Source organism: Rhizobium sp. BK418, assembly GCF_004341105.1.
In the GTDB taxonomy this organism is placed as follows: Bacteria; Pseudomonadota; Alphaproteobacteria; order Rhizobiales; family Rhizobiaceae; genus Rhizobium.
Genome location: NZ_SLZK01000008.1, coordinates 97,780 through 123,348, shown reverse-complemented (window position 1 = coordinate 123,348; position 25,569 = coordinate 97,780). Strand labels below are relative to the sequence as shown.

Genomic DNA, 25,569 nt, shown 5'->3' with positions numbered 1-25,569 from the left:
ACGAAAATAATCTCACCGGTCGTTTTTACACGCACAGGAATGACCCAGCCTTGATTGCAGTTGGGACACCAATGTTTTGTCATGGCCATGGATATGCTGACCTTATCTCTGAACCGTCAACGTTCATCACAACAATGCAGATATTTGTCTCCGACGACGGATGCGTATAAACGCGCTGCGTTGTGCGGTCCAGACACAGTGGGTTCGAGGGAAGGTAACCACGCTTGGTTACCTTCCCTCGTGCTTACTGGCGCTTTTTGCGCCAGGGCGCATTCTTCTGCCAGTCGCCCGCCATGATGCTTCCGTACGGGATCACTTCGTCGACCACCTCGGCAAGGCCGAAGTGGTCGATCTGTGCCCGCACATTGGCAGCGCTCTTATAGGCGCTCGGCAGTTCCGACACGTCGGCAAAGCCGGAGAAGAAGCGGACGTCGAGGCCGCTTGTTTCCTTATCCAGGATGGCTGCGATGTTATTCGGACTGAGACCACGTGAATCTGCCCCATACTCCGCCGACAACTGCCGCATATGCGCGCTGCGCGAGACGTTACGGCCGGCGCCATGCGGCGAGAAGCCGAGGCCATGAGCGGCATTCGTTCCGCGAACGATCAGCACCGGCTCCGCCATGTTGAGCGGAATGATGGTGAGATCCGTGGCATCGTGCGCCCAGTTATCAAACGCCGGCGTCGCTCCCTTTCCATGATAGAACAGTCCATCCGACTTCCGGAAAACAAAATTATGTTCATTCCAGAAGCGATCCGAAATCTTGGACGAGAGCTTTTCCGCCGCCATGTCGTGCAGGACATAGTGGTTTTCCTTCGTCCACTGACGGATCGTCTGCAAAGCTGACCAGTAGAGGTCGCCTTCCTCGGTATCCGCCGGAATCCAGGCGTTCTCGCGATGGGTCTCGGGCGAGATCTGCTCGCGGAAGCGGTTGGCAACCTTCATGCCCCTATCGTAGAGCCGTGCACCCGGAGCGCGCGATCCGTGATGGGTGACGAGCGCGGTTTCACCGGTCGACTTCATCGTGCCGACATAGGCGAAATGATTGCCGTCACCTTGGGTCGCAAAGTGCTCGATGCCGGCGCTCAGCGCTCCATCGCGCAAATACGGGTTCTGCTCGAAAGCCGATAGCGTCGCCCCCGAAGGCTTGAACTGCGCGCCGCGCGGACGGCCGCCGGGGCCGAAATGCGTCACGGCCTGCACGGCGTCCATCAGCGATTTCGGATGGACGCCTGAAAAGATCGAGATTGCCATCGAGCAACAGATATCGGCCGAATGCATGCCGGGATGAATTGCTTCGGAAGCGACGACACCACCGACCGGAATCGTGCCGATTGGACCCGCCGGGCAGGCGTCCGGCATGATTGCCGCGGCACGGACGACTGGCGTGCGCACCAGAGCGCGCATCGTCGCGTTGACCTTCTCGACATTATCCTGCTCAAAAGCGTTCTCGGCGCGGATGTTGGAATAGATCGCGATATCGTTATCGGCCCTGAGAGCCAACGTCGGTCCGGGCTGGAATGCCTTTGCCACCTCCAGCGCGTCCGCCATCGAGCCGCCGTTCCCCAAAACTGCATTGGCCGCGTCGAGCGCCTGACGAAACCATTTTCCCTGGCTCATGCAGGCATCGATCAAATCCTGTCCGCTCATTACCGTTGTCATTGTCTTTTCTGCGTCTGCAGTCCTTCTGTTACGTTGCTTCCTTTCACACCCCTTGGGCGACGAACTTTCGAGGACCGTTACCGTCGCTCTCAGCTGGTTCGTGCCAGAGACGTTTCAAGCGCCGTGCCAGTTTGATCGTATGAGGGGGAGAAACGCGGCGAATTTTCATTATAGATTTGTTTTTATTGACGAAAAATTTCGGATCCTCGCTTTTTAATCTCAGGTTGCGAAAATTGCTCTCCGCAGAATATTATTGTTTCCTATAAACTCATTATAAATTTGGATAAGCCATGAAGCGACGGGTCGCCATCAGCATATTGGGAACGACCCTGGATGCGGGAAAATGGGACAATCGCTGGAGCCGTTGGCGCCCCACCGTAGCCCTTTGTCAACAGCCAGGACTGTTCATCGACCGGCTGGAGCTGATCCACGACAATCATGCTCAGCCTCTGTGCCAGCGTATCGTCTCGGACATTGGCACGGTTTCGCCGGCGACGGAGGTGCGCAGCAATGTCATCAATTTCCGCGATCCGTGGGATTTTTCCGAGGTTTATACCAGCCTCAGGGACTTTGCCCGCGGCTACAGTTTTGATCCTGATACGGAAGATTATCTCGTCAACATAACCACAGGCACGCATGTGGCGCAGATCTGCTGGTTCCTGCTGACCGAGGCGCGCATCATTCCCGGCAGGCTGCTGCAGCTCTCGCCGCCACGCGATCGCGAGGCCGAGCCCGACATTATCGGCACGCACCGGATTATCGACTTGGATCTTTCCCGTTACGACGAGATCGCCAAGCGCTTCGCGTCGGAACGGGAGGATGCAGCCTCGTTCTTGAAGTCCGGCATATCGACGCGCAATGCCGCCTTTAACCGTATGATCGACGAGATCGAGAGAGTAGCTATCCGATCGACTGCACCCGTTCTCCTGACCGGCCCGACAGGTGCCGGCAAGTCGCAGCTTGCTCGCCGGATTTACGAGCTGAAGAAGGCTGAGCGGAAAATCAATGGCCCGTTCGTCGAAGTCAACTGTGCGACGCTGCGTGGCGACCAAGCCATGTCTACGCTATTCGGCCATGTGAAGGGTGCCTTTACGGGTGCAGCCGGCGAGCGTGCGGGCCTTCTGAAATCTGCGGACAAGGGCGTGTTGTTCCTTGATGAGATTGGCGAACTCGGTCTTGACGAGCAGGCTATGTGCCTGCGTGCAATCGAAGAAAAAAGATTTTTGCCTGTCGGCGCCGATCGCGAGGTCGCCGCAGACTTCCAACTGCTCGCAGGCACCAATCGCGATCTGGGCGAAGACGTTCGCAATGGGCGGTTCCGCGAGGACCTCTATGCCCGGCTCAATCTCTGGACTTTTCAGCTGCCGGCACTGCGCGAGCGCAAGGAGGACATTGGACCGAACCTCGACTTCGAACTCAGGCGCTATCTGGAGCGGGAAGGCGAAAACGTCACCTTCAATAGGGAGGCGCGTGAACGCTATTTGACATTCGCGACCGGCCCGCAGGCCGTCTGGAATGCTAATTTTCGCGACCTGTCGGCCTCGGTAACTCGCATGGCGACGCTTGCGCCACACGGGCGTATCACGACCGACGTCGTTGACGACGAAATCAAGCGTCTCAAGGCGTTTTGGCGCCGCACAACCGATGATGATGGAACCATTGCAATCATTGAGGATGTGTTGGGTGCAGAAGCTGCCGCTCGCCTCGATCGATTTGACGCGGTGCAGCTTGCGGCGGTTCTTCATACCTGCCGCGGCCACGCAACGGCGAGCTCTGCCGGCAGAGCCTTGTTTGCGGTCTCGCGATTGGAAAAGAAAAGCAACAATGACGCAGATCGTCTGACGAAATATCTCGCGCGCTTCGGCATAAGATTTGAGGACGTCACACGCCGGTGATAGCAAGCTATCTGCGCCTTGGCGTCCGCGTCGTTCCCGGACATCTCGACCGCCGCGCGGCGCTGTCGGCTGCAATTCAGGCGGCGACGACGTCCGACGACTGCGCTGCAAAGGTCAGAAAACCACGGTTCCTCGGTTCCCAATCCCTTCAGTTGCAAAAGCGTGTAATAACAGGGGCGGCGGTTCGGATACCTTCAATTGCCCGATAGCCGAATTACGCTGCCGGCGGTTCGATTCCCTTCAAGACCTTCACCCTGCGATAGATTCTGATTTGGAGCTGATTAGCTCGCGCATCCGCCGGACCAGATCGTCCAAGATGGTGATACGCTGTCCGCCTGATGGCCGAATTGCGAAGTAGGAGACGTCGATCCTTGGCTCGAAGGGGATCGCGACAATATCGGCTCCCGCGGCGCGAAGACTTGTATAGTCGACGACGCCTATTCCCATTCCGGATGCCGCAAAATGGCAGCAATTCAGCATGGACGTTTCCATCGTGCTTGCCGGTGGATACTCCGCACTGGCAAAGGCGCGATCCAGAGCGAGCCTCAGCGGTGAATTCTTGCCGGGGATCAGGACGCGTTCGTCCTGAAAATCGGCCGGTGTGATTATCCGTCGCGATGCCAATCTATGACCCGGAGCCATGGCGGCGACAGCAGGCGCGCTGTGTAGCAGGACTGCATTCTTGTCGCTCATGCGGGGGGAGCTGAAGACGAAACCGAGATCGTAGCGGTTCTTTTCGACCATGTCCCAGATATGACGGCTGTTTTCGACATCGATCACCAGCGGAATGTCCAGACGATTGCCGATGACGTCGATGATCGCCTGCTGCAGGTAAGGGCGAACCAGCGAGGTGACGCTGCCGATCCTGAGCACAATATTTTTGTGTCGGCGGATATCGTCGGCTGCCTGGGCAATCTGGTCCAGTCCGAGATAAAGCCGCTCGACCTCCCGAAAAAGCTGTGTCGCCTCGGCTGTCGGCACCAGCCGCGCGCCCACCCGTTCGAAGAGGGTGATCCGGACGATCTCCTCCAGGTCGCGAATGAGGCGGCTGACCGCGGGCTGCGTCACGTTCATTGCCTCTGCGGCGGCGGTAATGCCGCCCGTCATCATCACGCTTCTGAAGGCTTCGACCTGTCGTGGTTTCAATCGCATTGCTCAAACACTCCCATAACATTAGGGCATGGACTGAACACCAAATGCAATTTTTCTTTTCTTTGTGGACGTTTTATTTGCGTCTCCAATCCGCAGGGAGAGCGCGGATATCGGAAACTCGGAGGAGCTCCATCATGAAATTCCACGCGATCGCAGCCACATTGGCAGCGTCTGTTTTTGCCGTACCCCTCACAGGCTACGCCAGGGATCTGACTGTCGGGCTTGCTGCATCGACCACGTCCATGGATCCGCAGTTCTATGTCGTCGGCCCCAATAGCGCCATGGCGCGCAATATGTTTGACGGCCTCGTCAACCAGGATGCCAAGCAGCAGATCCAGCCGGCGCTCGCAGTCTCCTGGAAGACAATCGACGACGCGACCTGGGAATTCAAGCTGCGCCCGAACGTCAAGTTCCACGACGGAAGCGATTTTACCGCTGAAGACGTCGTCGCCAGCATCAAGCGCGTCCCCCTGGCCTCGAAGAATAGCCCGAGCTCGTTTGCAGCCTATGTGAAGGCAATTACCGAGGTCACTGCCGTCGATCCGCTGACGGTGCGCATCAAAACGGACGGCCCGACGCCGCTCTTGCTCAACAATCTGAGCCGCATCGCCATCCTGCCGGCCGAGATGGAAAATACGACAACGGAAGAGATGAATTCTGGCAAGGGTGTCATCGGCACCGGTCCGTTCAAGTTTGTTTCCTGGACGCCGGACGACAATGTCGTCGTCGCTCGCAACGACGATTACTGGGATAAGAAGGCCGCCTGGGACAAGGTGATGTTCCGGGTGTTCAAGAACAGCAGCGCCCGCGTCGCCGCCATCCTGTCCGGCGATGTCGACATGATCGAGAGCATCCCAACTGCCGACACGCGCAAGCTCCAGGCGTCCGACAAGCTCAAGGTCGTCAATGTGGCGGGCAACCGGATCATGTACCTTCACATGGACCAGGGCCGCGAGGAATCGCCCTTTGCAAAGGGGCCCGACGGCAAGAACCCGCTGTTGAAGCCGGAAGTGCGTCGCGCGCTTTCGCTTTCGATCAACCGCGAAGCACTCGTCGACCGCATCATGGACGGTCAAGGTGTGCCGGCCGGTCAGGTCGTCCCCGAAGGCTATTTCGGTTACGATCCGAACATCAAGGTCGATCCTTACGACCCGAACAAGGCCAAGGAGCTTTTGGCCGGTGCCGGATATCCGAATGGCTTCTCGCTGACCTTCCATGCCTCGAACGACCGTTATCCGAACGACTCCAAGGTCGCACAGGCGATCGGCCAGTTCTTCAGCCGCATCGGCATCAAGACTCAGGTGGTGACGCTGCCAGGCAGCGTCTACTTCACTCGTGCGTCCAATCTGGAGTTCAGCTTCATCATGGGCGGAGCGGCCGTCGAGACCGGCGAAGCTTCCGGTGTGCTCGGCCCGATTCTCGAGACCTATGGCGAGAAGGCGGGGCAGGGCAATCGCGGCCGCTACTCCAATCCGGCGTTCGACAAGGCGCTGAGCGAAGCCCGCGGCACGCTGGATGACGCCAGCCGCGAGGAGCTTCTGAAGAAGGCGACCGAGATCGCCATGACAGATCTCGGCGTCATCCCGGTCTTCTATCTGGCCAACACCTGGGCGATCAAAAACGACCTTTCCTACGAAGGCCGTTCGGATGCCTACACGCTTCCTTATTACGTGAAGCCGAACTGATCCGGAAAGCGGTAGTCCATCATGTCTTTCAGCGGTGTATTTCCCTACCTCGTTTCGCCGGTCGATCAGTCGGGTGCGGTCATGGAAACCGTGCTGACCGACCTGGTGGATCACCTGATCGCCGAGGGCGTCCACGGCCTGACGCCGCTCGGCAGCACCGGCGAATTCGCCTATCTCTCCCAAGAGCAGCGGCGCCACGTCGTCGACACGGTGATTTCGGCCAATCGCGGCCGCGTGCCCGTTGTCGCCGGCGTGGCGTCTACGTCGACCAGCGATGCAGTCGCACAGACAGAGTATATGGTCGAGGCGGGAGCGGATGGCATTTTGGCCATCCTCGAGGCGTATTTCCCGATCAGCGATGAAGGTGTCGAGGCCTATTTCACCGCGATCGCCAAGGCTGCCCGTGGTCGCCCGATCGTGCTTTATACCAATCCGCAGTTCCAGCGCTCGGACCTCACCTTGCCGGTCATCGAGCGGCTGAGCCGTATCGAGAACATCCGGTACATCAAGGATGCCTCGACCAATACGGGACGTCTTCTCTCCATCATCGAGCGCACCCGCGGCCGGATCGAGGTGTTTGCCGCCTCCGCACACATTCCGGTCTGCGTGATGATGATTGGCGGGGTCGGCTGGATGGCCGGTCCCGCCTGCATTGTGCCGCGCCAGAGCATCGCCCTTTATGAAGCCGCGAAGGCAGGGAACTGGGCAAAAGCGATGGAACTGCAGCGACCGCTTTGGCGCGTCAACGAGATCTTCGCGAAATATTCGATCGCCGCCTGCATCAAGACGGCGCTCGAACTTCAAGGTTTTCCGGTCGGCGTGCCGATGGCGCCACAGATGCCGCTCGGCGAGGCTGCCCGTGCCGAGATCCGTGCGGTTCTGGGCGATGTCGGCGCGCTCTGAGCCCCAGCCGTCTGACCAACAATCCAAAGGCGATTTTGAAATGAACCTAATTCCGATCATTGTTGACTGCGATCCGGGGATCGATGACACAATCGCGCTCTTGACCGCTTTCGTTTCGCCGGAACTCGAGATACTGGGCATCACGCCTGTTTGCGGCAACCAGCCGCTTGAACGCACCGTTCGGAATGCCCTGCAGATCTGTGAACTCGGCCGCAGGACGGATATTCCGGTCTATGCCGGATGCTTCCGGCCGATGCTGCGGGAGCCGATCTACGGTCAGTTCCACGGCAAGACCGGGCTCGGCAATACGGTGCTGCCGGATCCAGTGAAGACGGTGGAGAACAAGTCTGCCGTAGACTTCCTCATCGACACGCTGGCTGCCGCGGCTGCTTCGCAGAGGCGCATCACCATCTGTTGCCTCGGTCCTATGACCAACGTAGCGGTGGCGCTGCGGATGACCCCGCAGATCGCCGAGGGGATCGAGCGTATCGTGATGATGGGCGGTGCCTATCGCGAGCCTGGCAATCGTACGATGACAGCGGAATTCAACGTACTGGCCGATCCCCATGCGGCGCATGTGGTCTTTTCGAGCGGCATCCCGATCGTCGCGCTGGCACTCGATGCGACGCACCAGGTCATGCTGAAACCGGAGCATGTCGCGCAGTTTTCGAGCGTCAGCGGCCGTATTTCGCAAACGCTTGCCGAACTGATGGCCTTCTGGGACCGTAACGACGTGCGCCGTTACGGATCGCGTGGCGGTCCCCTCCACGATCCGCTGGTGATCGCCTATCTGCTGGCGCCGCATCTTTTCGAAACGCAACGCGTCCGCGTGTTCGTCGAACACGAGAGCGAACTGTGCATGGGGCAGACGGTCGCCGACTGGTATGGTAAGAGCGGTCTCGAGCCCAATGCGGACATCGTGATCAGCGTCGATGTCGAAGGGATCATCGGCCTCTTTCTCGATCGCCTTTCCCGCTATGCCGAAAAGGTCGTCGCATGAACCGTCACCGGATCATCATCGATGCGGACCCGGGTGTCGACGATGCGGCCGCCATCCTCATGGCACTGGCGTCGCCCGAAATCGACGTGCTCGGCTTGTCGGTCGTCGCCGGAAACGTGCCGTTGAAAGATACTCTCACCAACGTCTGCAAGATCGTCGGTGTGTCAGGACGCGCGGATGTCCCCGTTCATGCCGGGGCGCCGGGTCCTCTCGTCAGGGAACAGGTCTTCGGCAAATATGCCAGGATCGGCTCGTTCGGCGATGAACTGATCGCCCGAGGCGGCATCGTGCCCGCTGAGGAGCACGCCGTTCGCTTCATCGTCCGCTCGGCGCGCGCGGCAGCGGAAGCCGGCGATCCGATCACCATCTGCGCCATCGGGCCGATGACCAATATCGCGCTCGCCCTCATCCAGCATCCCGACGTGACGCGCGGTATCCGCCAGATCGTCTCCATGGGAGGCGCGTTCACTGCGCTGGGCCACCGCACCCCATGGGCGGAATTCAATATCTATGCGGACCCGCACGCAGCCGAGATTGTCTATCGTTCCGGCGTTCCGATCGTGGTCATGCCGCTCGACATGACCTTCCAGGCGCTGTTCACGGCGGAACACTTCAAGTGTTTCGGCGATCGCGGGGGTGCAGCCGGCGGCGCGCTCTACAATCTCTTTTCGACCTTCGATCGCAGCGACATCGCGCGCTTCAAACGGCCCGGCGGGCCGATCCACGATGCGACGACGATCGCGTGGCTGATCAGGCCCGAACTTTTCACCAGCCGCAAGGCGACCGTCGGCACGCAGGTAACAGGACTCACGATGGGCTATACCTATGCTGATTTCTACCAAAAGATGGACCGCGTGCCGAATGCCACTGTGGTTACCGACGTCGACGAAGCTGGATTCATCAATCTGTTGGTCGAGCGCATCTCGCTTTACGGAAGCGCTGCGTCCGGTCCGACAACACCGGGAGGCATGAATCTATGAGCGGATATCTCCTGAGCCGATCGATCCAGACCGTTCTGACCCTATTCGTGATGTCGGTCCTGGTCTTTGCGGGCCTCTATCTCGTCGGCAACCCGGTCGACGTGCTGCTGAGCCCGACGGCGACGCCGGCCGAGCGCCTGCAGGTCATCCAGTCCTTCGGCCTCGACAAGCCGGTCTGGGAACAATACTGGCTGTTTCTCACCAGGGCGCTTTCGGGCGACCTCGGCAATTCCTTCGTCTTCAACCAGCCGGCATTGACGCTGATCCTCAACCGCATGCCGGCGACGCTGGAGCTCGCCTTCGTGGCGCTGGTGATCGGTCTCGTTTTCGGAATTCCGCTCGGCGTCTATGCGGGCCTGAAGCCGAAGAGCCTCGTCTCCAAATCGGTCATGACCTTTTCCATCCTCGGCTTCAGCCTACCGACGTTCTGGATCGGCCTGGTGATGATCATGCTGTTCAGCGTGCATTTCGGCTGGCTGCCGGCATCCGGACGGGGTGAGACGGTGCCCGTTTTCGGCGTGCCGATCAGTCTCTTCACCCTGGATGGCCTGTCGCACCTTCTCCTGCCGGCCCTCAATCTGGCACTGTTTAAAATCTCCCTCATCATCCGCCTGACAAGGGCCGGCGTGCTTGAAACGATGCAGCTCGATTTCGTGCGTTTCGCCCGTGCGAAGGGTCTGCCCGAGCGCCGGATCGTCATCGTGCACGTGCTGAAGAACACGCTCATTCCGCTGATCACCGTGATCGGTCTGGAGCTCGGTTCGCTGATCGCGTTTGCCGTCGTGACGGAGACGATTTTCGCCTGGCCGGGCATGGGCAAACTCATCATCGACGCCATCGCCGTCCTCGATCGTCCCGTCATCCTCGCCTACCTCATGATCACGGTCGTGATGTTCAGCGTCATCAATCTCCTCGTCGACCTCCTCTATTCGATCGTCGACCCGCGCGTTCGTCTTGAAGGGAATTCGTGATGAGCCAGGAAAAGAATGCCGCAATCTCGGTCCATGCCCGCAGCGCATCTGGCGAGGCGCGTTCTCGCTCTCCATTCCGTCAGGTGATCTCCGCCCTCCTGCATGACAAGCTCGCGCTTGTCGGCATCCTGCTGGTGCTGGCCTTTGTTCTGGCCGCCCTATTCGCGCCTTTGATCGCGCCGCAGAATCCTTACGACCTGTCGCAGCTCGACATCCTTGATGGCCGCCTCCCGCCCGGCTCGCAGAGTATGGGCGGCATGGTCTACCTGATCGGCACGGACGACCAGGGGCGCGATCTTATGAGCGCGATCCTCTACGGGCTTCGTACGAGCATCCTCGTCGGCATCTCCAGTGCAGCAATCGCTTTGATAATCGGCGCCTCGATCGGCCTTATGAGCGCCTATACCGGCGGCCGTCTGGATTCCTTCCTGATGCGCGTCGTCGATATCCAGCTCAGCTTTCCGGCGATCCTGATCGCGCTGATCTTCCTGGCGATCCTGGGGCAGGGGGTTGACAAGATCATCCTGGCGCTGATCGTCACGCAGTGGGGCTATTATGCCCGCACGATTCGCGGTTCGGCGCTGGTGGAACGCAAGCGGGCCTATGTGGATGCCGCCCGCTCGATGGCGCTTCCGGACCGGAGCATTCTCTTCCGCCACATCCTGCCGAACTGCCTGCCGCCGCTGATCGTCGTCGCGACCATGCGTGTTGCCTATGCCATCATGCTGGAAGCGACGCTTTCCTTCCTCGGCATCGGCTTGCCCGTCACCGAGCCTTCGCTCGGCTTGCTGATCTCGAACGGATTCGAACATCTCCTCTCCGGGGACTACTGGATCAGCTTTTTCCCCGGCCTCGTGCTTCTGTTGCTCATCGTTGCCATCAACCTGATCGGCGACAGCCTGCGCGACATCCTCAATCCTCGGCGGGAAGGCTGAGACATGACCCAACCGATACTTTCGATCTCCAACCTCAACACCTCGTTCCGCGTCGGCGGCGAATGGCGGAACGTGGTGCGCGACGTCAGCTTCGACCTCGGCGCGAAGGAGACCGTTGCCGTGGTCGGCGAGTCTGGCTCCGGCAAGAGCGTGACGGCCATGTCGATCATGCGGCTCCTGTCACCGGGCAATGCGCGCGTGACCGGCAGGATCGACTTCGAGGGAAGGAACCTGCTAGACCTGCCCCTGGACGAGATGCAATCCATTCGGGGAAACCAGATCGGCATGATCTTCCAGGAACCGATGACGAGCCTCAATCCGGTGCTGAAGATCGGCAAGCAGATCACCGAGGTTCTCGTCCAGCATCGCGGCATGTCCTGGTCGCAGGCAGAAGCCGAGGCGGTTCGGCTCCTGGAAAAGGTCCGTATTCCGTCGGCGAAGTCACGTCTCAACGAATACCCGATGAATTTCTCCGGCGGCATGCGACAGCGTGTCGTCATTGCGATCGCGCTCGCCTGCGATCCGAAGCTCCTCATCGCCGACGAGCCGACGACGGCGCTTGACGTCACCATCCAGGCGCAGATCCTCGAGCTCATCAAGACGCTGCAGGAGGAGGAAGGCATGTCCGTCCTCTTCATCACTCACGACATGGGCGTGGTGGCCGAGATCTCCGACCGGACGGTCGTCATGTATCGCGGCGACGCCGTCGAGACCGGTACCACGCGCGAGATCTTCGCCGGTGCCAGGCACCCCTATACGCGGGCGCTGCTTTCCGCCGTGCCGCAGCTCGGCTCGATGACCGGGCTGGAGCGGCCGCTGCGCTTCCCGCAGGTCGACATGACCACTGGTGAAATCCAGCCTGTGAAACCGACCGTGGACACAGTGAAACATGATGCCGCGCCGATCCTGAAGGTCGACAACCTGGTAACGCGTTTCGACATTAAGAAGGGTTTCCTGCGCAGGACCATCGGCCGTATCCACGCCGTCGAAGACGTGTCCCTTGAGTTGCGGCAGGGCGAGACCCTCTCACTCGTCGGAGAGTCCGGCTGCGGCAAGTCCACCACCGGCCGCTCGATCATCCGGCTGACAGATGCGAGATCCGGCACGATCGAGATCGACGGGAAGAGGGTGCTTGGAGCGGGCAAGTCGCAGCTGGCGGATATCCGCCGGGAAGCGCAGATGATCTTCCAGGACCCATTCGAAAGCCTCAACCCTCGCATCCGTATCGGGGATGCGATCGCCGAGCCGATCGTAACGCACGGTCTCGCCGATGTTGCCGAAGCGAAGGAGCGGGTAGGCGAGCTGCTGCAGCGCGTCGGCCTCTCGGCATCAATGGCGGACCGCTTCCCTCACGAGTTCTCGGGCGGCCAGCGCCAGCGCGTCTGCATCGCCCGAGCGCTCGCTCTCGAACCGAAGCTGATCATCGCCGACGAGTCCGTTTCCGCGCTCGACGTCTCGGTCAAGGCGCAGGTCATCAACCTGATGCTGGACCTGCAGGAGAAATACGGCCTCGGCTATCTCTTCATCTCGCACGACATGGCGGTGGTGGAGCGGATCAGCCATCGGGTGGCAGTCATGTATCTCGGCGAGATTGTCGAAATCGGCCCGCGGCAGGCTGTCTTCGAGAATCCGCAGCATGAATACACCAAGCGCCTGATGGCGGCGGTACCGATCGCCGACCCCTCCCGCCGCCAGACGCGGCGGATTTCGAACGACGAGATCAAGAGCCCGTTCCGCGCGGCCGACTATGAGTCGCCGAAGCGCTCCTATCAGCAGGCCGGAGCAGGGCACTTCTTCCAGGTCGTCTGACAGGAGCGGAGACAGTGATCGTCACGTTTGGTTCAATCAATGTTGATTTTGTCTTCTCGGTTGCGGACATGCCGCAGCCCGGGCAGACGCTGCTGGCGAAAATGTCCCCTTTACAGCAGACACTATACTTGCAGGGTCCGCGCAGGTTGATCTGATGGGTGGCTATAGAGCTGATGGGTAACTGTGAGCCCTAGGCTGAAAAATGATATATGATTCCATATCGATAGAATACTTTGATACAGCTTTATATATCGATATTGTATCGCTCCTCAAACTGCTCTATATATTATCCTGTATGTTTCGGATCGTGCGATACAGGATAATGATATGGCATATAAAACGGAGTATATAACGCAGCAGCTACGCGCTGCGCGCGAAGCGCAGAAAATGAGCCAGCGCGAGCTGAGCGCACGATCGGGCCTGACGCAAAGCCATATTTCTCAGATAGAACGGGGCACTATGGAGCCCGGACTCGGCAGCCTGGTGGATGTGGCGCGCGCGCTCGACCTCGAGATCGTCCTTGTCCCGAAAAAACTGATGCCGGCAATCCGCAATATCCTCGATAGTGCATCGGCATCGAGTGATGTCCTGACATCCGGCCAGCGCAAGCTGGTGGGGCGCCTTGAGCGGTGGTTTGCGCAGCACAGGGGCGGGTTCGGTAGTGCTTCCGAGGCAGATACTTTCAAAGATAGCCTCGCGCTCTTACGGCATCTTCCTCTGTCGGCCGAGGAGATGGACACATTCAACGAGGCGACTGCACGCCTTGACCGGTGGCAGACTGATCCGCCGTCCCGTCAGGAACTGAGCAGGATCGCACATGCAGTAAGAAGCCTACGCAACGCCGCGGTGCACCGCGACCGTGACGTCGCGGTCCCTCGCTCGGCCTATGCGCTGGATGAGGAAGACGATAATGCCTAAGGTGACGGTACTCGATGTCAGGCTGTATGGGGAACCGGTTGCGACCCTGACGAATCTGCAGGACGGTCGCACCATCTTCGCGTTCAACGATGCATATATCGAAGACGAAAAGCGGCCGACGCTTAGCCTGTCCCTGAAAGACCCGTTCGGGACGCTAATCACGAAGTTCAGGCCGTATAACATGGTGGTCCCGCCCTTCTTCTCGAACCTACTGCCTGAAGGACCGCTGCGCAAATACCTCGCTGATCGTGCGGGTGTGAAGCCGTCGCGGGAATTCTTCCTGCTCTGGATGCTCGGCCGCGACCTGCCTGGGGCTGTGACGGTGCATCCCTCCGAAGGGGATGACGCGCCTCCGGATGACGAGCAGGCTATTGTCGAAGCGCGGCCGAACGCGCTGCGCTTTTCGCTGGCGGGTGTGCAGCTGAAGTTCTCGGCCTTTAAGAACGACAAAAAGGGCGGCGGCTTGACCATTCCGGCTGAGGGCACGGGTGGCTCGTGGATCGTGAAGCTGCCGTCTCAGCAATATAGTGGCGTGCCCGAGAATGAGTTCGCGATGATGACCATCGCCCGCATAATGGGCATGGACGTGCCCGAGATTCAGCTGGTTAATCTCGACGCCGTGAGCGGCCTGCCTCAGGGAGTGGGTGAACTGCATGGGCAGGCGCTGGCGATCAAGCGTTTTGACCGCACGCCGGAGGGAGCGGTGCATATCGAGGACTTTGCGCAAGTCTTCGGCGTCTTTCCCGACCAAAAATACGATAAGGGCAATTACAGGATGATCGGCCGCGTACTGGGGATCGAAACCAGCACGGCCGACGTGGCGGAATTCATCCGGCGTCTAGTCTTCAGCACGCTAATCGGCAATGGCGACATGCACCTGAAGAACTGGTCGCTCATCTATCCTGATCGCCGCACCCCTGCGCTCTCGCCAGCGTATGACCTGTTGTCGACTATCCCTTACATCGAGGGGGAAGATACGGCGGCGCTCAATTTCTCCCGTACAAAAAAGATGGCGGCGCTGTCGAAGGACGAGCTGGCGCATCTGGCTGCGAAAGCGCAGCTTTCCGAAAAGCTGGTGATCGACACGGCGCGCGAGACGGTTGAACGTTTTAGGGCGGTATGGGAGGCGGAAAAGAAAAACCTGCCGATCGCCGCCAAGGTCACCGACACGGTTGATACGCACGCACGGAAGGTCGAGCTGTATCGTGAGTTCGCGAATTAGTGCCCTGCGGCTCGACATTCAACTTACCGAGCCTTGGCGCATATTCAAGGCGTTAGCCCATCCAAAACAGGATGGCCGTTGGTTCGAATCCCGTCAACTACGCCAGATCTCAGATGATGAGGGCCTTAGGTTCTGCTCTCATCAAGGCAGTAAAGGTTCGCAAAACCTTTAAACATAAAACTCGGGCATCTAATGAGGCTCATCGGCCGGAATATGTAGTGACACGCCTGCTTTTTCGGCGGCCGCTCGCAGTCGCCTATCTCTGGTCCACAAGGTTGCTTTCTGCTCAAGACGAACGGATGCCAGCAGATGCGCATCAGTGTAGCCAATACCCATGCTGAAAATGCCGTATCGATCGATCATCATCATGACTTCGTCGTGCGTGGCGACAACAGCTCCGCGCTGAGCTGCAAAAAAAGCAATGACACTGCCGCGATCTCGAAGGCTGCCAAGAGCCAACTCTCCGATCACGCTCGGATGGCAAAGCAGTCGATCGTCTTCGATTATCCTTCGTAGCTCGGCATCGCCATATCGGAAATGATCAATCCAGATCGAGGTGTCTACCAATATCACTTAACCGCCGTGCTCCGACGGCGCGGGGCTGCCTCGGCCTCCGGCATGGTTCCTCCTAGAGCGATGAGGCGTTTTCCTGACTCCACCCGAACCAGCGTCTCCAACGCCTGGCGGACGAGTGCCGCGGTTTCCTTGGTGCCGGTCAATGATCTCGCCCTGTCCATGAGGGCGTCGTCGAGATTGATGGTTGAGCGCATCAGCTGACCTCCGTGTTAATGACGTCAGAAATAGCACCATTTGGTGAAAAAATCTACGCTTTCGCTTCCATGCACGGACGTGGTCTGCGAACGTATTGGAATTGAGCCGTGAAGTTGAAATCAGTGCCATCCGTGCCACGTGCAAAGTCCACGGTTCGAATCGGTTCACATCAATAGATCCGATTTTGTCCGACCCGGAGACATAGGTAACAGTTTGTTCCTAAGACATGGGTGACAACCTCGTGCCGAACGGGTTGTCGATGGTTTGTAAGGTTCTCTGCTCCAGATCGATATATCCGAGATCATAGGGCATGAAGCTGACGAGCCAAATACCGTCCTCGACTTGGGTAACCGATGGAAAGGGTGCTCGTCTCAACGGTCTTCGTGGCTGTTCCGTTCGCCGCGCTCAACGCTTGCCTCCCTCAATCCTTGGAAGGCTTGGCGTCCGGCTCCTGCTGCGCAGTGCTCGATTGCTGACAATTACGCCGGAGGGCACCGCATATTTATCGGCGGCGCGCAGAATCTCGCGGATCTCCGTGAAACCGAGCAGATGATCTCCGACCGGAGTTCCCCGCGCGGTCGTCTTCGGGTGACCACGTCCATCCAGTACGGGAGATTGTCGCTGGTTCCGCTGCTTGGCGAGTTCATCCGGCGGCATCCCGGCATCGTGCTCGAGGTCAACCTCACCGACACGATCGTGAACGTCGCCGCCGGGCAAGCGGACGTTGGCATCCGCTTTGGTCCCGTGACCGACGGGGCGCTGACCGCGCGAAAGCTCGGCGAAACGCGCAAGGTGATCGTCGCATCCCCGGAATACCTCGCGCGTCGAGGCACGCCGCAGGTTCCAGAGGACCTTCATGACCACGACTGTCTTGGGTTCAACTTCAAGCGAGCCGCCCCAACCTGGCCGTTTCGGAAAGACGGGCGCGATTATCAGTTGATCGTCAAAGGCAGTGTAGAAGCAAACAACGGCGAGGCGCTTGGGCAACTCGCCGCAGAGGGTGTCGGAATTACGCGCGTGGGAACGCGGACGGTCGAGGACGCGATCCGGTCTGGGCGACTCGTGCCGCTTCTCGAGGAGTTCAATCCTGGAGAGGTGGAGGAGATCCATGCGGTATTCGTCGGCGGAGCCCATGCCGGTGCGTGTCAGGTGTTTCGTCGATTACCTCGTGGAAAACTCACGCCTCCTTGGAACTGGCCGTCCGGTGCGTCTGGAACTGGCGGTTCAAATGCCTGATGTTTGAGTCTACGGGTTGAGTGTAACAGCGGTTCGATTCCCTTCAACTGCAAGATTACGACTGTGGTCAGTCGCCGTGGCCTGAAAACGTACCCTACGGCGAGTGTAGGGCGTGGGTCCGCTTGACAACAAGCTCCTCACAAAAGGAAGTTGCTGCGGTTGTATGTATGCACAAAGCCCATCTTGGCTAAATTGGCGTTCGAGATATTAGGCTTATCGGCTGATGGCACTTCGGTTTCGACCACGAACGTCGACACTCCATGATCAGCGCCTTCCTGTACGCGAGCTTGAATCAAAGCTTTCTGGGCACCGCGGTTTCGAAAGCTCGGCACGGTCGTCCCGCCGCCGAGCCAGGCAATCGATCCTGACGCGAACATCGCTCCCGTTCCCACAGGTGTCTCCCCGTCTAACGCGTAGAAACAAGACCATCTGTGTCTTCCGACGATTGCAGCCCACAGATCGGTAAGGCTTTGCGGAAAACCAAACCCGGCACACATCATGGCGCCAAACTCCTGGGCTTCATCGGGCCGAACTTTTCGTGTTTTCACTGGGCTCGGCGACAGAATAGGGACAGTGTCGGTGGTTCGTTTCAGCTTTGCCCACCCAGGACCATGAGGAAGCAACCCTTTCGACTGGATCCAACGTCTCAGGTCGTTGGATGCATCGTCGACGTTGAGCTGCAAAAACCGGTTCCCGCGTCTTTCTTTCATCCAGTTGTAAGCTTCATCGAGATCTTCACTCGTCGTAAGGCCGAGGATGCGGTTAAGGCCGGTCGCAGGCGCGTTTGGAAGTGAAATCGCGCATCCTCCATTGATGGACACACATTCGAACTGTTCCTCGCCCCGCAATCGGTCATGGGCGGCCTCATAAAGATCAATGAAAGCTTTAGCCTCAATGGCGTCTTCAACTGTAGGGCAAGGCTGATCAAAAGAACGAGGATCCAAGGGGCTACTCCTAAAGCAGAAACGTCGCCGAAAGCGGATTAAGAGACATTCGATTGGATACGGAACGATCGCCGCGGCGGCTTCCCGTAGATTTGTCCGAACGGAAAGTTGGTGATAGCATTTTGCGCAGACGGACACTGCCTGAAGCGATTTGTGGGCAAACAAAACGAACGTTCAAGCGCAAGAATCCGAGATGAGACGTGGTACACGTCGTCTCAAACCAGCATGCGGTCCAAACACGTTTATATACACCATGATAACTGGCTAAGCCGGTGCACGTCTAACTTTTCCGAGGGCTATGTGTCAAACGCCGGTGGGTCGCAAGCTTTGTCGAAACAAACCGCTTACAAATTTGGCAATTTCCGGCTCATGCCAGAAGCCCAAGCTCTCCTGCATAACGGTCAGCCTGTTGGGCTTGGCGGACGAGGTTTTGATATTCTAACTCTGCTTGTGAGGCGGGCCGGTGAAGTAGTGAGCAAAGCAGATCTTTTCGCACACGTGTGGCCTGATTATATCGTTCACGACCATAACTTGAAGGTCAATGTTGGCAATCTTCGCCGTTCGCTGGCCAAACTCGATCCTGCTGCTGATTACATTGCAACGATTCCAGGGCGGGGCTACAAATTCGTTGCTGCTTTGGAACGCGACAGCCCGCCTCCAGCTCGGCAAGTTGCTTCAACCACAAGCCACTACATTGCGCCACCCCGAATTGGGCAGCTTCTCGGCCGAGAGGACGCAATCCGACAACTCTCTGAAATGCTCGACCAACCCGGTTATGCCACCATCGTTGGGCCGGGTGGAGCAGGAAAAACATCACTTGCGGTTACGGTTGCTCAGCAATCGTGCCTGACCGGCGAAGCCATTGCCTTTGCGGATCTGTCGGCGCTCAGCGACCCGCGATTTGTGGTGCCAGCGATCGCTTCCGCTCTCGGCGTCTCCCTTGGATTTGATGACCCGATCGCAGGTGTGATCGATGTTCTTCGTAGTAATAAGCCGCTTCTGATCATTGACAATTGTGAGCATGTCATCGCGATGGCGGCGACGATCGTCGAAAGGATATCGTCAGATGTTCCTTCTGCCCGGATCATTGCGACCAGCCGCGAGCCGCTCCGGACGCGGCACGAGCAGATCCATTTTCTCGCCGGACTCAGCTATCCGGAGCAGACGGTAGCGCTTTCCCCCAAGGACGCCCTGCAGTTTCCCGCAATCCAGCTGTTCATTTCCAAGGCGCGGGGTTCAGCAGATGCTGAGCCTCCCGACGACTATGTCCGCAGCGTCGTTTCGATCTGCACACGGTTGGATGGCTTGGCCCTCGCGATCGAACTGGCTGCCGGCACGGCCAGCGTCCTTGCGCCCTCGACGCTCGATGACCTCTTCAAGGATGGCTTCGATACGATGAGCCGGGGAGCAAGGGATGCCCCCTTGCGCCACCAATCCCTGGAGGCGACCCTGGACTGGAGCTATCGGCTTCTTCCTGACCGCGAGGCAGTCCTGCTCGGCTTGCTTTCGGTGTTTTCCGGCCGTTTCAACGCTGACGATGTCGAGGCCTTGTATTCCGCCGGCGCCCTCGAGCCAATGACTGGGCGGGACGCATTGTCGCAGCTTGTGGCTAAATCGCTGGTTTCCGCAGAATATGATGGCTCAACTATGTACTATAGGCTTGCCGAAAGCACTGGCGCCTATGCCGCGCGTCGTCTTTTAGGTTCTCCCTACAGAGAAAAGGCAAGACGCCAATTTGCCGTTCGCACGCGGGATAGGCTGCAGGCTGCCGAACGGGAATGGTCGTCTCAGACCTCTCGTGAATGGCTCGGGAAATATCGGAGGCAGATTGACGATGTGCGTGCTGCGATCGCCTGGGCATTCGATCCCGTAGGCGACGCCGCATTGGGGGTCGAACTGGTGGTCGCCGCATTGCCGCTTTGGCAAGAGCTTTCCGCTTTCAGAGAAATGCTGGAGACCATCGATCTTGCAAGCTTGAACAGCACTGCCCTTGTAGGGCTTGCCCCATCGGGGCGGACAAAGCTGTCCACCGCACGGGCCTGGGCCATGACACTTGCGCGCCACATGCATCCGCAGACCGACGATGCATGGCGCGAAAGCATTTTTCATGCGAACGGTTCTCGCGATGCCGAGTTTCAGGTGCGAGCGGTTTGCGGACAAGCTGTTTTTCTGGCCTATTCCGGCCGGCCGCGCACGGCACTACGCACGATGAATGATTTTGCCGTAGCAAAGGGTTTGGACTGGGCAACCGCGCCTGATGGGAAGCGGCTGTTGGCGCATATCCAGATTTACGCAGGTGAGCTGAATTCGGCATCAGCCCATCTGGAAGCGCTGATGAATGATTGGGGCCACGTGGAAGAGGGTCATGGCCTTTCCCGGTTTCAGGTCGACTTGCCGGCCGGCATACGCCTATCTCTGGCGCTTGTGTCCTGGTTACAGGGTGACTCTAATCGTGCGTCCAATCTAGCCAATCTTGCGATCAGACGAGCCGTTGATCTCGATCACATGATATCCCTTGGCAATGCGATCTCTCTGGCGGCGTTGCCGATTGCTTTCGTAGACGGCAATCTGGAAACCGCTTCGCAGCTTCAGCGGCAGTTGGCCGACGTCAGCCGCCGTGAAAGCGTTGGCATTTACGAGGGTACAGCCACGTTTTTCGCCGGTGCCATCCAGTCAGCACGAGGTGACAAGGATGGTTTCACCTTGATGCAGGACAGCATCGCCGGATTACTGCGGGGCAGCTGGCGGGCTCGCGTCCCATTCTACCGCAGCCTGTTGGCGGAGGCCTATATAGCAGCAGGTGAGATGCAACTTGCCGAAAACACCCTGCGCGCCGTACTTGGGGAAATCGGAATACGCGAGGAACGATGGTGGCATCCTGATCTCTGGCGCGTTGCCGGAATGATTGAAGCCAGAAACGCCCGTTCAAACCAGGCGATGCGCTATTTCCAGAAATCCTTGGATAGTGCGGTTGCGATGGGTGCGGGCGCCGCGACTAGACGCACCCGCCTTGCTATGTCCGCGGTGACTGTGCGCTGAACTTGTAGCATCAATTTTTTGTAGGCTTGCGAACCCGCTCGCGAAGCGACGCATTTTCCTGCTCCAATTGAGTAATCTTGTCGATTAGGTGCTGGAAGGCCGACAGAAATTCGGCCTCCGTATATCGTGGCTCAATGTGCTGCGGACAATTCCAATCGAACGCCTCAAGCTTGAGCTTGAAAATTCGCTCGGCGTTGGCTCGATAATCGCCGTCGGTGATGCTCACCGTGAACGCTGGATCCGCGTCGAGCGCCAGCTTTTCGGCGCGGGCATAAATCTTCAGGCGCGTACGGCCGGGATAGTCCATCAGGAACAGGCATGTCCTGTCGTTTTCTGCGAGATTGCCGGTGCTGATATACTGGCGATTGCCGCGGTAGTCGAGAAAGGCAAGCGTGCGGTCGTCAAGCACCTTGAGAAAGCCTTTGGGCCCGCCGCGATGCTGGACATAGGGCCATCCCGTCTCGGAAACCGAGGCCATGTAGAAGCTGTCGCGCTGCGCAATGAACGCGGTTTCTCTCGTGGAAAACCGCTCGAATTCGCGGTGTCCCTTGAAGTCGTGCCACAGACGATCCGCTCCCATTTCCGCTTGCGCCCTGCGAACTGAAGGAGTGATCGCAATATCCATAAAACCATAAGTCATAGCGTCTCTCCTGACTGCATTGTCGGCTCGCAAGGCATCGGGGAATGCAAGTCTATATCACCTCTCTCGCCGCCTGCTGCGCGCGTTCATAGCTCTCGGCCACAGCGGCATAGTTCGGAGCAACGAGTCCATAGAGCTTACCGAGTTCTGCAGCTTCGGGACGAGCCCATGTCCGGTGGAGCTCAGACAGTAAGGCATTGGTCGAAGTCGGCTTGACACCACCTTGCACGAAACGGGCAAGCGAAATCAGAGAGACCATTTCGCTCGGATCCCCCGACGCGTCGAGGACCGCATAAACGTCGTAGCCCGCGGCACGGGCGTCAAGTGCTGGAAACATCACGCAGACACTCGTCCAGACGCCCGCCATGATGAGAGTGTTGCGGCCGGTAGCGCGTACTGTTGCAACGAAATCTCCATTGTCCCATGCGTTCACTTCGCCCTTGCGCGGCACATAGACGGCATGCGGAGCCAAATCGTGGATTTCGGGTATCAGTGGGCCATTGGTACCGGCCGGTTCCGAGGCGGTGGTGATCACCGGGATATTTAGCAACGTGGCGAGCCTGGCCATCACCTCGACATTCCTGCGCAGATCAGACACGGAAATGTCCTTGACCGTCTGGAACAGTCCCGACTGGTGATCGAGAAGCAGGATCAGGGCGTCGGTGGGGTCGATGAGGGCTGCGCCGCCACCGGTCGGAAGCACACTCGTTTTGGATTTGCTATTGTACATGGTCGTTGTCCTTCTTTGAGTTTCAGTTAATGGGTCAGGTTTCGGGCGAGGAAATCGCGCATTAGGGGGATCATCTCGTCCGCCTTTTCTTCGAGGGCGAAATGTCCAGTGTCGAGGAAATGAAGTTCGGCGTCGGGAACGTCGCGGAGGTAGGCGCGCGCACCGTCGGGCAGGAAGATGGGATCGTTCTCGCCCCACAGGATCAGCGTCGGCGGCCGATATTCCCGCAGATAGGCGTGGAAGGCCGGATAGAGAGCGATGTTGGTTCGATAGTCGTAAATGATGTCCAGCTGGATTTCGACGCTGCCCGGACGGTCGAGGAAGAGCTGATCGTACAGCCACACGGCAGGATCGATCCGCGCCTCATCGCTTGTGCCGGCGAGATACTGGAAGCGTGTGCCGTCAAGCGACAGGAACGGCCGCATGGCGTCACGGTTTGCTGCACCGTTGTCGGCCCAGTAAGCCCGCGTCGGCGCCCAGAAATCCCCCATGCCGTCTTCGTAAGCGTTGCCGTTCTGAATGATCAAGGCGGTCACCCGGTCTGGGTGTGCGAGCGCCAAGCGAAATCCGGTCGGCGCTCCGTAATCCATGACGTAGAGAGCATAACGTTCAACACCCAGCTGCTCGAGAAGACTGTCGACGACGGTCGAGAAGGTGGCAAAGCCATATTCGAAGTCGCTGGACGAAGGCATTTCCGACAGACCGAACCCCGGAAGGTCGGGCGCAATCACATGATAACGGTCGGCGAGCGCCGGAATGAGGTTGCGGTACATATGCGATGAGCTCGGGAAGCCGTGCAGCAATACCACCGCGGGTGCGCCCCGCTCGCCCGCCTCACGGTAAAAGATGTCGAGTCCGGCGACGCTGTCGGTTCTGTGGTAGGTGACGGGCTGGGTCACTGTCCGCCTCCTTGCCCCAGACCGCCGGACGAGGCCGCGGCTGCCGCCACAATGAACGCAGCGACTTCCTTTGGGTGCGAGATCATAAGAGCATGACTGCTATCGATTTCTGTAATCGCTGCTTTTGCTTGCTTGGCCATGCGTCGCTGCGCACTCGGGGGCACCATCCGGTCGGCAGATGCGACGAGATAGAAGCTGGGTTTGGTCTTCCATGCGGCATGCGTGACGGGCGCAATGACCGCTGCAAGGCCCCACGGTAGCTGTGCAGCAGACATGAACCGCGTTATAGCGGGATCGACATCGGCGGCGAACGCTTCGGGAAATCGGGCCGGGTCGACAACCAGGTAGCCATCCTGCGGAGGAAGCAATGGCGCCTTCGCTTCGCCGGGCTCTTCCGGCGCTTCGTTCAGACCCGCAACAGACTCGCCGACATCCGGCACGAAAGCCGCGATGTAGGCCAGCGCCTGGACCTTCGGGTTGACGCCGGCTTCCGTGATAACGGCTCCGCCGTAGCTATGGCCGACCAGAAGCACCGGGTGGTGAGCCGATGCGATCAGACGCTCGGTGGTGGCAACGTCACCTTCAAGTGAGGTGGTCGGGTGCTGAGCGACTAGCACTTCGAACCCGCGGCCAACGAGTTCGCTATGGACGTGCTGCCATCCGGAGCCATCAACAAAGGCACCGTGTACCAGGACGATCGAGAGGGATGGCTCCCCAGCTGCCTGGGTGCCCGAAACGGGATTGGTCATGATCTTTTCCTTTGGGCTGGGCGCGGGGCTGCTTGCCCCGCGGAACCGATTAGCTACTCGACTAATTACAAATCTTGCGGTCGAGGAAGTCGCGGATCAGCGGCGCCATAACGTCGAGCTTGTCTTCAAGAGCGAAATGGCCGCTGTCGAGAATGTGCATCTCGGCGTTCGGAAGATCGCGAAGATATGGGTGCGCGCCGGACTCAGGGAAGATCTTGTCGTTCTTGCCCCATACGATCAGCGTCGGCGGCTGACGATCGCGGAAGTAGGCCTGGAACTGCGGATAAAGTGGTACGTTGCTGCCGTAGTCGCCCAGGAGGTCGAGCTGGATGTCCTTGTTGCCAGGGCGATCAAGCAATGCCTGATCGACGATCCAGTTGTCAGGGCTGATATGCGCCACATCGGTCATGCCGTCGGTATATTGGAATTTCGTGGTTTCGAGTGTGACCAGGCCCGACAATGCCTCCCGACGCTTCGGTGTCTTCTCGGCCCAGTAGGCCTTGATCGGATCCCAGAATGCGGCGAGGCCTTCGGTATAGGCATTGCCATTCTGCACGATCAGGCTTTCGACCCGCTCCGGGTGCTTCAGCGCCAGACGGTAGCCGATCGGTGCACCGTAATCCATGACGTACATGCTGTAGCGGTCGGCTCCGACCTTTTCGGTCAGCTTGTCGACGATGTTGGTCAGGTTCGCGAATGTGTAGGAAAACTTCGTGTGATCCGGTGCGTCGCTTTGGCCATAACCGGGATAGTCCGGTGCGATCACACGGTAACGGTCCGCAAGCAGCGGAATAAGGTTGCGGAACATATGTGACGAGGTCGGAAATCCGTGCAGTAGCAGGAGGACCGGTGCGTCCTTCGGGCCGGCTTCACGGTAGAACACGTTCACACCGTCGATCGTCGTGTGCTTGTACTGGATGACCGGGACAGCCGTCCCGGCGATGACAGCGTTGTTCGGCACGCAGCGGGCTTCGGCCGCCATAGGAGAGATGGCCAAAACAAATGCGACGGTGGCGAGAAGATGTTTTTTCATAATGCTTTCCTTTTTCAGAATTGGGTGCCGATCCACATCAGCGCCTCTGGAAAAAAGGACTAGCATTGCCGGTCATCGAACCCGGGATAAATAAGGGTAAAAAGTTGAACGGTGCGCCGTTGCTGACCCACGTCAAAGCGTTAGAAGCGATTGCCTTGAGCACCAGATACGGGATGCCACCGCATCTCCGATCTCGCTTAAACTAATATTAGCAGGCCGAATTTGATCGATTGGCTCGAATGGTTCCTCGTCTGAGCTACCGCGGGCATCAATCTGAACTTCCATTATTGAACATCACACGGTCGAGTGTTTGGCACGTCGAGAGCTCATACTCGGCGCGCACCCGCGGCGTCTCAGGTCAGAGAGCGGCGATCAATCGAATCTCGACGTCCATT

22 protein-coding genes are annotated in these 25,569 nt (G+C 58.8%); 12 read left to right on the top strand and 10 right to left on the bottom strand.

Features of this window, described 5'->3' with window-relative positions; all coding sequences use genetic code 11:
- Nucleotides 1–244: 244 nt before the first annotated feature.
- Nucleotides 245–1,651: an RtcB family protein gene (locus EV281_RS26890; RefSeq protein WP_132657562.1), complete on the bottom strand. Its 1,407-nt coding sequence runs from the start codon at nucleotides 1,649–1,651 to the stop codon at nucleotides 245–247.
- A 302-nt stretch (nucleotides 1,652–1,953) separates the two neighbouring features.
- Here EV281_RS26890 and rtcR point away from each other — a divergent pair, with 302 nt between their 5' ends.
- The gene (gene rtcR / locus EV281_RS26885; RefSeq protein ID WP_132657427.1) at nucleotides 1,954–3,558 is read left to right on the top strand and encodes an RNA repair transcriptional activator RtcR; all 1,605 of its coding nucleotides are present in this window, start codon (nucleotides 1,954–1,956) and stop codon (nucleotides 3,556–3,558) included.
- Between the two features lie 249 nt (nucleotides 3,559–3,807).
- Here rtcR and EV281_RS26880 read toward each other — a convergent pair whose 3' ends face one another.
- Nucleotides 3,808–4,710 (bottom strand): LysR substrate-binding domain-containing protein, encoded by a 903-nt coding sequence (locus EV281_RS26880; RefSeq protein ID WP_132657425.1) that lies wholly within the window; start codon nucleotides 4,708–4,710, stop codon nucleotides 3,808–3,810.
- 134 nt (nucleotides 4,711–4,844) lie between these two features.
- Between EV281_RS26880 and EV281_RS26875 the strand changes: the two genes are divergently transcribed.
- The 9 genes from EV281_RS26875 to EV281_RS26835 all read left to right on the top strand — a co-directional run bounded on the left by EV281_RS26875 (nucleotide 4,845) and on the right by EV281_RS26835 (nucleotide 15,133).
- On the top strand, nucleotides 4,845–6,395 hold the full coding sequence (locus EV281_RS26875; protein WP_132657423.1) for an ABC transporter substrate-binding protein: 1,551 nt from the start codon (nucleotides 4,845–4,847) through the stop codon (nucleotides 6,393–6,395).
- 21 nt (nucleotides 6,396–6,416) lie between these two features.
- Nucleotides 6,417–7,298, top strand: a complete 882-nt coding sequence (locus EV281_RS26870; RefSeq protein ID WP_132657421.1) for a dihydrodipicolinate synthase family protein — start codon at nucleotides 6,417–6,419, stop codon at nucleotides 7,296–7,298.
- Nucleotides 7,299–7,338: 40 nt separating this feature from the next.
- The gene (locus EV281_RS26865) at nucleotides 7,339–8,298 is read left to right on the top strand and encodes a nucleoside hydrolase (RefSeq protein ID WP_132657420.1); all 960 of its coding nucleotides are present in this window, start codon (nucleotides 7,339–7,341) and stop codon (nucleotides 8,296–8,298) included.
- Nucleotides 8,295–9,278 (top strand): nucleoside hydrolase, encoded by a 984-nt coding sequence (locus EV281_RS26860; protein WP_132657418.1) that lies wholly within the window; start codon nucleotides 8,295–8,297, stop codon nucleotides 9,276–9,278. Before EV281_RS26865 ends, EV281_RS26860 begins: the two co-directional genes overlap by 4 nt.
- The gene (locus EV281_RS26855; protein ID WP_132657417.1) at nucleotides 9,275–10,249 is read left to right on the top strand and encodes an ABC transporter permease; all 975 of its coding nucleotides are present in this window, start codon (nucleotides 9,275–9,277) and stop codon (nucleotides 10,247–10,249) included. Before EV281_RS26860 ends, EV281_RS26855 begins: the two co-directional genes overlap by 4 nt.
- Nucleotides 10,249–11,184, top strand: coding sequence for an ABC transporter permease (locus EV281_RS26850; protein ID WP_207896896.1), 936 nt, complete (start codon nucleotides 10,249–10,251; stop codon nucleotides 11,182–11,184). Before EV281_RS26855 ends, EV281_RS26850 begins: the two co-directional genes overlap by 1 nt.
- A gap of 3 nt (nucleotides 11,185–11,187) precedes the next feature.
- A complete protein-coding gene (locus EV281_RS26845) occupies nucleotides 11,188–12,993 on the top strand; it encodes an ABC transporter ATP-binding protein (protein WP_132657415.1) in 1,806 nt (601 codons plus the stop codon).
- A gap of 327 nt (nucleotides 12,994–13,320) precedes the next feature.
- Nucleotides 13,321–13,911 (top strand): helix-turn-helix transcriptional regulator, encoded by a 591-nt coding sequence (locus EV281_RS26840; RefSeq protein ID WP_132657413.1) that lies wholly within the window; start codon nucleotides 13,321–13,323, stop codon nucleotides 13,909–13,911.
- Nucleotides 13,904–15,133 carry a HipA domain-containing protein gene (locus EV281_RS26835; protein ID WP_132657411.1) on the top strand — a complete coding sequence of 410 codons (1,230 nt, stop codon included), beginning with the start codon at nucleotides 13,904–13,906 and terminating at the stop codon, nucleotides 15,131–15,133. Before EV281_RS26840 ends, EV281_RS26835 begins: the two co-directional genes overlap by 8 nt.
- A 189-nt stretch (nucleotides 15,134–15,322) precedes the next feature.
- Here EV281_RS26835 and EV281_RS26830 read toward each other — a convergent pair whose 3' ends face one another.
- Both EV281_RS26830 and EV281_RS26825 read right to left on the bottom strand, forming a co-directional pair.
- The gene (locus EV281_RS26830; RefSeq protein WP_132657410.1) at nucleotides 15,323–15,706 is read right to left on the bottom strand and encodes a type II toxin-antitoxin system VapC family toxin; all 384 of its coding nucleotides are present in this window, start codon (nucleotides 15,704–15,706) and stop codon (nucleotides 15,323–15,325) included.
- Complete coding sequence (locus EV281_RS26825; protein WP_113354669.1) at nucleotides 15,703–15,903, bottom strand: type II toxin-antitoxin system VapB family antitoxin; 201 nt, start codon at nucleotides 15,901–15,903, stop codon at nucleotides 15,703–15,705. Before EV281_RS26825 ends, EV281_RS26830 begins: the two co-directional genes overlap by 4 nt.
- Before the next feature lie 589 nt (nucleotides 15,904–16,492).
- Between EV281_RS26825 and EV281_RS26820 the strand changes: the two genes are divergently transcribed.
- A complete protein-coding gene (locus EV281_RS26820) occupies nucleotides 16,493–17,140 on the top strand; it encodes a LysR substrate-binding domain-containing protein (RefSeq protein ID WP_245508367.1) in 648 nt (215 codons plus the stop codon).
- Nucleotides 17,141–17,277: 137 nt separating this feature from the next.
- Here EV281_RS26820 and EV281_RS26815 read toward each other — a convergent pair whose 3' ends face one another.
- Nucleotides 17,278–18,084, bottom strand: coding sequence for a GNAT family N-acetyltransferase (locus EV281_RS26815; RefSeq protein ID WP_132657408.1), 807 nt, complete (start codon nucleotides 18,082–18,084; stop codon nucleotides 17,278–17,280).
- Between the two features lie 369 nt (nucleotides 18,085–18,453).
- On the opposite strand from EV281_RS26815, the gene EV281_RS26810 reads away from it, so the two are divergent.
- Nucleotides 18,454–21,123 (top strand): winged helix-turn-helix domain-containing protein, encoded by a 2,670-nt coding sequence (locus EV281_RS26810; RefSeq protein WP_245508375.1) that lies wholly within the window; start codon nucleotides 18,454–18,456, stop codon nucleotides 21,121–21,123.
- Nucleotides 21,124–21,133: 10 nt separating this feature from the next.
- Here the strand turns inward: EV281_RS26810 and EV281_RS26805 are convergent, their stop codons facing one another.
- The 5 genes from EV281_RS26805 to EV281_RS26785 all read right to left on the bottom strand — a co-directional run bounded on the left by EV281_RS26805 (nucleotide 21,134) and on the right by EV281_RS26785 (nucleotide 25,174).
- Nucleotides 21,134–21,763 (bottom strand): pyridoxamine 5'-phosphate oxidase family protein, encoded by a 630-nt coding sequence (locus EV281_RS26805; RefSeq protein WP_132657559.1) that lies wholly within the window; start codon nucleotides 21,761–21,763, stop codon nucleotides 21,134–21,136.
- 52 nt (nucleotides 21,764–21,815) lie between these two features.
- Nucleotides 21,816–22,493, bottom strand: a complete 678-nt coding sequence (locus EV281_RS26800; protein ID WP_132657405.1) for an isochorismatase family protein — start codon at nucleotides 22,491–22,493, stop codon at nucleotides 21,816–21,818.
- Nucleotides 22,494–22,519: 26 nt separating this feature from the next.
- Nucleotides 22,520–23,392: an alpha/beta hydrolase gene (locus EV281_RS26795; protein ID WP_132657403.1), complete on the bottom strand. Its 873-nt coding sequence runs from the start codon at nucleotides 23,390–23,392 to the stop codon at nucleotides 22,520–22,522.
- Nucleotides 23,389–24,141, bottom strand: a complete 753-nt coding sequence (locus EV281_RS26790) for an alpha/beta hydrolase (RefSeq protein ID WP_132657402.1) — start codon at nucleotides 24,139–24,141, stop codon at nucleotides 23,389–23,391. Before EV281_RS26790 ends, EV281_RS26795 begins: the two co-directional genes overlap by 4 nt.
- A 61-nt stretch (nucleotides 24,142–24,202) precedes the next feature.
- On the bottom strand, nucleotides 24,203–25,174 hold the full coding sequence (locus EV281_RS26785; RefSeq protein ID WP_132657400.1) for an alpha/beta hydrolase: 972 nt from the start codon (nucleotides 25,172–25,174) through the stop codon (nucleotides 24,203–24,205).
- Nucleotides 25,175–25,569 lie beyond the last annotated feature (395 nt).